The organism is Rhizomicrobium sp. (assembly GCF_056722145.1).
Genome location: NZ_JBWZET010000291.1, coordinates 1 through 9077, shown reverse-complemented (window position 1 = coordinate 9077; position 9077 = coordinate 1). Strand labels below are relative to the sequence as shown.

At 62.8% G+C, this 9077-nt stretch carries 9 protein-coding genes; 1 reads left to right on the top strand and 8 read right to left on the bottom strand.

Annotated elements, in window-relative coordinates; translation table 11 throughout:
- The 4 genes from AC1P6P_RS15030 to miaA all read right to left on the bottom strand — a co-directional run.
- On the bottom strand, positions 1 to 1711 hold a 1711-nt coding region (locus AC1P6P_RS15030), incomplete at its 3' end, for an acetolactate synthase 3 large subunit (RefSeq protein WP_481403253.1).
- 318 nt (positions 1712 to 2029) lie between these two features.
- The gene (locus tag AC1P6P_RS15025; protein ID WP_481403252.1) at positions 2030 to 2620 is read right to left on the bottom strand and encodes an AidA/PixA family protein; all 591 of its coding nucleotides are present in this window, start codon (positions 2618 to 2620) and stop codon (positions 2030 to 2032) included.
- A 51-nt stretch (positions 2621 to 2671) separates the two neighbouring features.
- Entirely contained in the window at positions 2672 to 3208 is a 537-nt protein-coding gene (locus tag AC1P6P_RS15020) for an AidA/PixA family protein (protein ID WP_481403251.1), read from the bottom strand.
- Positions 3209 to 3315: 107 nt separating this feature from the next.
- A complete protein-coding gene (gene miaA, locus AC1P6P_RS15015) occupies positions 3316 to 4200 on the bottom strand; it encodes a tRNA (adenosine(37)-N6)-dimethylallyltransferase MiaA (RefSeq protein WP_481403250.1) in 885 nt (294 codons plus the stop codon).
- Between miaA and serB the strand changes: the two genes are divergently transcribed.
- Positions 4200 to 5075 carry a phosphoserine phosphatase SerB gene (gene serB / locus AC1P6P_RS15010; RefSeq protein ID WP_481403249.1) on the top strand — a complete coding sequence of 292 codons (876 nt, stop codon included), beginning with the start codon at positions 4200 to 4202 and terminating at the stop codon, positions 5073 to 5075. The two genes, miaA and serB, sit on opposite strands and share 1 nt — an antisense overlap.
- Before the next feature lie 233 nt (positions 5076 to 5308).
- Here the strand turns inward: serB and AC1P6P_RS15005 are convergent, their stop codons facing one another.
- The 4 genes from AC1P6P_RS15005 to hflC form a co-directional block, all read right to left on the bottom strand.
- Positions 5309 to 6667, bottom strand: a complete 1359-nt coding sequence (locus tag AC1P6P_RS15005) for a Do family serine endopeptidase (RefSeq protein WP_481403248.1) — start codon at positions 6665 to 6667, stop codon at positions 5309 to 5311.
- 206 nt (positions 6668 to 6873) lie between these two features.
- Entirely contained in the window at positions 6874 to 7653 is a 780-nt protein-coding gene (locus AC1P6P_RS15000) for an NYN domain-containing protein (protein ID WP_481403247.1), read from the bottom strand.
- Between the two features lie 200 nt (positions 7654 to 7853).
- Positions 7854 to 8321: a GAF domain-containing protein gene (locus tag AC1P6P_RS14995; RefSeq protein ID WP_481403246.1), complete on the bottom strand. Its 468-nt coding sequence runs from the start codon at positions 8319 to 8321 to the stop codon at positions 7854 to 7856.
- An 87-nt stretch (positions 8322 to 8408) separates the two neighbouring features.
- A partial coding sequence (gene hflC, locus AC1P6P_RS14990; protein WP_481403245.1) for a protease modulator HflC occupies positions 8409 to 9077 on the bottom strand: 669 nt, incomplete at its 5' end.

The window sequence follows — 9077 nt, the reverse complement described above, 5'->3', positions numbered from 1 at the left end:
GGATCATTTCGTTGTGCGGCGCGCCCGATGGGATCATCGGATAGCAATTCTCCATCTGGTCGACGATGCAGTCGAACAGCACAGGGCGCGGACTGTCGATCATCTTGAGGATCGCGGCATCGAGCTCTTCCGGCTTGTCGCAGCGGATGCCGATGCAGCCGAAGGCGTCCGCCATCTTGACGAAATCGGGCAGCGTCTCGGAATAGGAATGGGAGTAGCGCCCGCCGTGCAGCAATTGCTGCCATTGGCGCACCATGCCGAGATAGCGGTTGTTCACGATGAAGATCTTGATCGGCAGATTGTTCTGCACCGCCGTCGCCATTTCCTGCATCGTCATCTGGACGCTGCCCTCGCCGGCGATGTCGATGACGAGGCTGTCGCGGTGGGCAAGCTGCACGCCGAGCGCGGCGGGAATGCCGTAGCCCATGGTGCCGAGCCCGCCCGAGGTCATCCAGCGATTGGGCTTTTCGAAATGATAGCGCTGCGCCGCCCACATCTGGTGCTGGCCGACTTCGGTGGTGATGTAGGTGTCGCGGTCCTTGGTCAGCTGATAGAGGCGATCGATGGCGTATTGCGGTTTGATGCCGTGGCCGTTCTGCTTGTAGGTGAGGCATTTCTTGGCGCGCCAGCGTTCGATCTGCTCCCACCATTCGGCCAGCGCCTTCTTGTCGGAGCGGCACTCCTTCTGCTTCCACACCCTCAGCATGGCGATGATCGCCTGGCCCGCGTCGGCGATGATCGGCAGATCGACGCGAATGTTCTTGTTGATCTGCGACGGGTCGATATCGACGTGAATCTTTTTCGATCCCGGCGAAAACGCATCGATGCGGCCGGTGACGCGGTCGTCGAAACGGGCGCCGAGGCAGATCATCACGTCGCAATCATGCATCGCGTTGTTGGCTTCGAAGGTGCCGTGCATGCCGAGCATGCCGAGCCATTTGTCGCCCGAGGCGGGATAGGCGCCCAGCCCCATCAAGGTGGAGGTGACGGGAAAGCCGGTCAGTTCGACGAGTTCGCGCAAATGCTCGGACGCCGCCGGGCCGGCGTTGATGATGCCGCCGCCGGTGTAGAAGATCGGCTTCTTGGCATTGGCCATCAGCGTCACGGCCTGCGCAATCGCATCGCTGTCGGCCTCGAACGGCGGGCGATAGGTGCGATGGGTGACGCTGTCGGGCTCGACGTAGAAACCTTTCTTGAACTGGATGTCCTTCGGGATGTCGACCACCACCGGACCGGGACGGCCCGTGGTCGCGATCTGGAACGCCTCGTGCAGGATGCGCGGCAGGTCGGCGATGTCCTTGACCAGCCAGTTGTGCTTGGTGCACGGCCGGGTGATGCCGACGGTATCGCATTCCTGAAAGGCGTCGGTGCCGATCAGATGGGTGGCGACCTGCCCCGACAGGACGACGATCGGAATCGAATCGAGCAGCGCATCGGCAATCCCGGTCACCGCATTGGTGGCACCGGGGCCGGAGGTGACCAGCGCCACGCCGCACTTGCCGGTGGAACGGGCATAGCCTTCGGCGGCATGCACCGCCCCCTGCTCGTGACGGACGAGGACATGGACGAGTTCGTTCGAGGCGGCGAACAGCGCGTCATAGATCGGCAGCACGGCCCCGCCGGGATAGCCGAAAATATGTTCGACGCCGTGGTCCTTGAGCGCCTGGATCACCATTTCGGCGCCAGTCATTTCCTTTATCGAAGGGATCATCGTCTCGTCCTGAATCTGTCCGCGCGTTTTAACCGTGTTCGGTTTCCATTTGTTGGATGCGCTCGTTTTTCTGCCGGTCCTCAACAATCCGAAAAAGCGAAAGGGGCGTTGCCGCCCCTTTTCCGCATGAAGCCGCCCTGCCGGGACCGGTTAACCCGGGCCGGAGTGCGGCTTCCTAAGTACTACGTCCGTCCTTGCGAACACAGGGTAATCCTTTTGCGGTGGGCGCAAACTATGGATCGAATCCAGGTCCGTCAAGCAATTTTCGACGAAAGTTTGTCGCAGAAGAGAAATATTCTTGCAAATGGCGTTGCAGGGTCACCCCACCGCCAAGGTCATCAGCGCCGCCCAGGAGCAATAGCCGAGCATTTTCGGCTTGCCGTTCTGCGGGTCCGGGACCGTCAGGTAGAAGCTGAACTGCACATCTACCTTTCCCAACGCCTGCACCTGAGCCTCGACAAAATAATCCTCGAACGGCGTGACGGTGAAGCTCGGTGGGTCGGTGTTGCTGCCATTGACCAGAATCGGCAACGGCGCTTCGACGTCGTCGACGATCGGCTGGAAGTTGCCCAGCACCCCCGTCACCACGCCCGGCGCTTGCATCGAGCGCATGGCATAAAGGGTCACGGCGGCTTCGTTGTTGCCAGTCAAGGAAATCGCCCGCCAGCGCAGCACGCCCAGCGGCGCATCTTCCGAAGGCACCACCTTCAGCTTCAAGCGATCGCTCGCCTGCCCTTTGGCGACCGTGGACGGCGGACCAACCAGATAGCAGATGCCGCTGCAAAGCATCGTCGGATGATTGGGATCGCCGCTGAGGTGGGGATAGTCGGCGACGAGGGTTTCGGTATCGACGGCAAGTTCGAGATCGACGATCGCGGTCACAGCATCCTCCTCGCGTTTGCTGGACATGCCGTTTGCGGCACCTCGCGATGCCGCAAACCGCCCGAGATTTCGTAGCGATTACGGAACGATGATCGCCGGATCCCAATAGTAGTACCCCTTCAGCACCGGCTTGCCGGTCTTGGGGTCCTGGATCGTGAGATAGAAGAACACCATGTAGTTTTCGGTGCCGTGGCCACACACGTTGACCTGGTTGAAATAGTCGTTGGCCAACACCGCGCTGAACGTCGGCGGATTGGTCTGCTGGCCCTTCACCAGAATCGGCAGCGGCACGTAAGGCTGCGAAATGATCGCTTGCGTCGGTTCCGTGGTGACGTGCTCACCCTTGAACCAGCGGATGTCGTAGAGGACGGCGCTGTTGTCGGTATTGCCCGACAGCGACAGGCTGCGCCAGCGGATGGTGTCGTTGACCAGCGCATTGACCGCCAGATCGCCGGTGGCCTGCCCGCTCTGGACATAGGCCGCCTGCGCAATCATGTACGCGAAGCCGTTGTGCTGGATGCCGGTCGGATGGGCCGGATCCGTACTCGGGCTCGGATAACTGGCAAGCAAGGTGACGGTATCGACAACGATTTCAATGTCGATGCTTTTTGACATGGGGTGATCTCCGTTGGTGAGGGAAACTCCCAAACCGGGTACTAACTACAAGTTGTGATGGAGGTTGGTCTACAACCGAAGCGACGCAGCGTCAACCTTTGTGCAACTTATGGGTGCACGCCCTGGCGCGGCCAGTCGGCCATGCGGTGGCGGAACCAGGTCACCTGCCGTTTGGCGAACTGCCGGGTGGCGGTGACGGCCAAGCGGACCGCTTCGTCCCGGCTGAGCGCGCCCTCAGCCAACGCGCACAATTGGCGCAATCCCAAAATCTTGGCCGCCGGCAGAACCGGATCGAGGGTGCTGAGGGCCGCCGCTTCCGCCATCGCCCCCGCCGCCAGCATCGCCTCGAAACGCACCGCGATGCGCTCGCGCAGCACACCCCGCTCGGGATCGAGCACCAGCCGCGACAGCCGCAATCCCGCTAGCACCGGCGTGCTGGTCTCTTTCTGCCACTGCGACAGCGGCCGGCCGGTCGCTTCCAGCACTTCCCAGGCGCGCGACACCCGCTGCGGATCGGTCGGCCTGAGGCCCGCCGCTGTCGCTGGATCGCGAGCGGCAAGCGCGGCATGCAGCCCGGCAACGCCGAGCCGTTTGAGGCGCTCGCGCGTCGCCTCGCGGATCGCCGCCGGAACCGGCGGGATTTCGGCTAGCCCCTCGGTCAGCGCGGTGAAATAAAGCCCGGTGCCGCCGACGAAGATCGGCAACCGGTTCGCCGCCTGCGCCTCGGCGAGGGCCGCCGCCGCATCGGCCTGATAACGTCCGACCGAATAATGCTCGGTCGCCGCGACGTGGCCGTAGAGAAGATGCGGCGCGCGGGCGAGATCGGCCTCCGACGGCCGTGCCGACAAGACCCGCACCTCGCGATAGACCTGCATCGAATCGGCATTGATGACGACGCCGTTCTGCGCCTCGGCCAAGGCGAGCGCGGCGTGCGACTTGCCGCTGGCAGTCGGGCCTGCAATAAGCACGGCATCGTAAGGACGTGGCGGCAATGCGATTCTCCTTTGTACTCAACGTTATCGCACAGGATGCCGGCGCCTTGGCAACCACGCTGGCACGGTTCGGCGGGGTCGTGTGGCTGTCGGACGGCCGCGCCTTCGACATCGGCTTCGACGGCGATCCGGACGCGATGCTGGCCGCGGCGCGGGCCGCTGTAGGCAACGCCAACGCCGATATCAACGTGATGGCGAGCGCCGGGCGGCGCAAAAAGCTGCTCGTCTCCGACATGGAATCGACCATCGTTGCCTGCGAATGCCTGGATGAACTCGCGGCCATCGCCGGCATCGGGCCCAAGATCGCCGCCATCACCGAACGCGCCATGCGCGGCGAGATCGCCTTCGAAGGCGCGTTGCGCGAACGGGTCGGGCTATTAAAGGGATTGCCGGTCGCGGCGCTGGAACAGGTTTACCGCGACAAGGTGAAACTGATCCCGGGGGCGCGCGAACTGGTCGCCACCATGAAGGCGCACGGCGCCAAAACACTGCTGGTCTCCGGCGGCTTCACCTGGTTCACCGCGCGCGTCAAGGACGATGCCGGGTTCGACGAGCATCAGTCCAACACGCTCGATATCGACGGCGACAGGCTGGCGGGCACGGTCGGCGAACCGATCCTCGGGCGCGAAGCCAAGCTGGAGGCGCTCGAACACGGGCTTCAGCGGTTCGGGCTTGAGGCGGCGGATGCGCTCGCCATTGGTGACGGCGCCAACGATCTCGCCATGATCCAGCGCGCCGGCCAAAGCGGTGGACTGGGTATCGCCTTCCACGCCAAGCCCCTGGTGCGCGAGGGCGCGCGCTTCGCCATCACACACAATGATCTGCGCGCCGTGCTGTATCTGCAGGGGTATTCCGACGGGGAGATTGTGGGCTAGAGCAACGAACATTCAGACGAGATGACGTCGTTCATCTTTCCTCCCCCGCTGTTTCGGCGGCGTGCCACCGTCATGATTTGAGCATCGCGGGGGAGGAAAGAATGATCTCGCTTGAACGTCCGATGCTCTAGCCCTTTCTGCTGCCGCGGGCGCAAAGCTTTTGTCGCCTGGACCACGTCCCCACGCTCAAACTGCGAACGGAGACATTACCTCGCGCGCGGGGCAGAAGAGCACTAAAACCGCAACGCCACATAGGTCAGCGAACCGGCGCGGTTGACCAGCAGCACCTCCACATGGCGGCCGCTCTTGAGGTCGCTGGCGACGCGCTGCTGCAGCTCGCCGGGGGTCCTCACCGGCTGATCCTGCACCGCAACGATGACATCGCCGGCGCGGACGTTTTTCTCATACGCCGAGCTGTCGGGATCGACGTCGGTCACCACCACGCCAGCAACACCGCCGGGCACCTGGAACTGCGCGCGCACGCCGGCATCAAGCGGCGACAGCGACAGGCCGAGCTGCGAAGTCTTGCGCGGCTTGGGCGGCGCCCCGCGCTGCGGTTTGGACGGCTCCGAGAGCTTCTGCACCGTCAGATGCAGATTGAGATGCTGGCGGCCGCGCAGCACTTCGACATTCACCGTCTTGCCGATCGGGGTGCCCGCGGCGATGCGCGACAGGGTGCGGGCGTCGGGAATCTTCTTGCCGTCAAAGCTGAGGATGACGTCGCGGGTCTTGATGCCGGCCTGATCGGCGGGACCGCCCTGGGTGACGTTGCCGACCAGCGCCCCCATCGCGCCGGGAAGGCCGAGGCCCTCGGCGAGATCGGGCGTCACCTGCTGGATGTTGACCCCGACCCAGCCGCGCCGCACCTGCCCGAACTGGCGCAGCTGCCCGAGGATATCGCGCGCCAGATTGGAGGGAATGGCGAAGCCGATGCCGACCGAACCGCCCGACGGCGAATAGATCGCCGAATTGATGCCGACGACGCTGCCGGTCATGTCGAACAGCGGCCCGCCGGAATTGCCGCGGTTGATCGGCGCGTCGGTCTGCAGGAACTCGTCGTAAGGACCGGATTCGATATTGCGGTTGCGCGCCGAGACGATGCCGGCGGTGACCGTCGAGCCGAGGCCGAACGGGTTGCCGATGGCAATCACCCAATCACCGATGCGCGCCTTGTCGGAATCGCCAAAATGGGCGGTCGGCAAGGGATGGCGCGGGTTGACCTTGAGCAGCGCCAGATCGGTCTTGTCGTCGCGCCCGATCACCTTGGCCGGCAGCGAGGTGCCGTCGTTGAGCGTGACGGTGATCTGGTCGGCATCGACGATGACGTGGTTGTTGGTGACGATCAGCCCCGACGGATCGATGACGAAGCCGGAGCCGAGCGAGGACACCTTCCGCGGCTGTCCCGGCTTGGACCCGAACCACTGGCGATAAAGGTCCTCCAGCGGCGAACCGGGAGGCGCTTCGGGAATGACGCCGCGCTGTGTCGATTTCAGGGTCTGAGTCGTGGAGATGTTGACGACGGTCGGCAACAGCTGCGCCGACAGATCGGCGAAACTCTCCGGCGCCGGCCGCGCGATTGCCGGAAAACACAAGAAAAATGCGCAAAAATAAGCGAATACCGGCGAACGCCACGACATCGTCGAACAGCCCCTGACTGCAACGGAGTGCCTACAGCATAAGCGGGCCTCCTGTGAAGCAAAGAGGCGGCGCCGCCGATCACATGAATTTATCTTCAGCGGCAAATTCGTCACGAGTGGTATGAAATTATTCCCATTACGGCCATTTGCGCCGAGGACGCTCAGGTGGCGATCGCTTCCGACAGACCCAACATTTCCCTGAACTCATCGAACGAAACAGCGATGCTCCAATCGGTCCGTTCGTTCAGGCGCTTTGCTCCGCCGGGCAGCAGTGACCCGTTCTTATCGAGGAAGGCAACATTTACCGCATGTCTGCCGAAGTTCTTCGCCGCCTGAACCGCCGGGACGTAATCTTGGTCACCAGATACGATGAGCGCTGTATCGTAATTGTCTTTCAAGAGGACGACGTCGATGGAAAGGTTCGCGTCGACGGTCTTTTCGGAGCCAAGTTCTCGCGTTAGAAGATTATAGCTGATGCCGCCTGAACGCCGGAATTCTACGGCTCTATTGATCTGCGCAATCCGGTTTTGGATTACGTGAAATCCTTCAAAGCGATGTTTTATCCGTTCGCGTTCCGCCCACATCGCGTCGTGGATCGCAGCGAGATTTCGATATTTGTCAGGCCCCGCAGTTGCCGCCCACTTGCCGGAGCTCTTCAGTACGCGTTCGTTCCGAGCCACCCATTCGTCGAAGGCGACGTCGTTCTGCCGCTCGCGTTTGAGAACAAAGGGGTAAGGGTCAACTAGATCGATGGCATACCAATACGTTCGAACGCGCTTGCCTTCGCCGTCTGTTGCCTGCGCCACAAGTTTATCAAAGAAATCTCCCCAGCGCGCGTTCTCCGGGAGGTAGTCGCGCTTATCGAAATAGTCCGGCGAAAAGAGATCACAGATATTGTGACGAAGGTTTTCCCCGTCCACAAACACGCAAACCCGTGTCATGGTGCCCCCCGAAAACGAAAAGCGGGAGACGTGTCACCACGCCTCCCGCACAAAAAAATTGCAATGCGGTTCGGATTTACCTACCCGCAACGGCGATTAGATTGCCATGCCTCACGTTAATGTCAAGTGAATTGGCTTGTTTTATTTCAACGGGTTAGCCGATTTCTCGCGAATGCGCACCGGTCACCACTTCACGTCCATCAGACCACATCATCGCTGCGCAGCAGGAACAGGCGGGCCAAGGATTCGATGCCTTTGGCGTCAGCCTCGTCGAAGCGGCCGATGGTGGGGCTGTCGATGTCGATGACGCCGATGATGGTGGTGTATTTGAACAGCGGCACCACCAGCTCCGAATTGGAGGCGGCATCGCAGGCGACGTGGCCGGGGAATTTGTGCACGTCGGGGACGATCAGGGTTTTGCCGTCGGCGACCGCGCTGCCGCAGACCCCGAGCCCGACTTGCAGCCGGGTGCAGGCCGGCCTGCCCATGAAGGGTCCGAGCACCAGCCAGCGCCCCTTCTTGAAATAGAAACCGGCCCAGTTGATGTCGGGCAGATGCTGCCACATCAGCGCCGCGAAATTGGCGGCGTTGGCGATGGGATTGCGTTCGCCGGCGGCGCGGCCGCGGGCTTCGTCTTCCAGCGTCTGATAGATTTCGGCCTTGTCCATGCCCCCCTCGCACAACGCGACCCACCGAGCATTTATAGGCTTATTCGCCGACCGACCGGCGCGGCACCACGCCGCTGCCCGGATGGGCTACTTGTGCCGACCGGCAGTTCCGGGACCCTCGCCCATGTATTTGAGGAACTCGCTCTTGGGCGACAGGATCACCGTGGTGTTGGGGCCGAGGGTTTCCTGCCACGCCTGCATGGTGCGCCAGAAGGCATAGAAGGCCGGGTCCTGGCTGGCGGCGGCGGCGGTCTTCTCGATGCGGATGGCATCGCCCTCGCCCTTGATCACGGCGGCCTTGGCGGTGGCTTCGGCCTTGATCACCGTCACCTCATGATCGGCCTGGGCGCGGATCACCTGGGCGGCGGCGTCGCCTTCGGCGCGGTACTTGGCGGCCTGCCGCTCGAGATCCTTTTTCATGCGCTGGTAGATCGCGTCGCTGGCGTCGGACGGCAGATCGAGCCGGCGGATGCGCACGTCCACAATCCGGACGCCGAACTGGCGGGCATCGACGTTCATGCGGTCGCGGATGCGCGCCATCAGCGCCGAGCGCCGCTCCGACGACAGCGCCGCGAAGGCCTCGGTGGCGAGCACGCCGCGCAAATTCGACGACAGGATCGATTTCAGATTGTCGGCCGCGATGTTGGAATCCTGCTGCGCCGAATAGACCAGAGGATTGACGATGCGCCAGCGCGCGAACACGTTGAGCGTCACCTGGCGGCGATCCTGGGTGGTGATCTCTTCCTTGGGCGCATC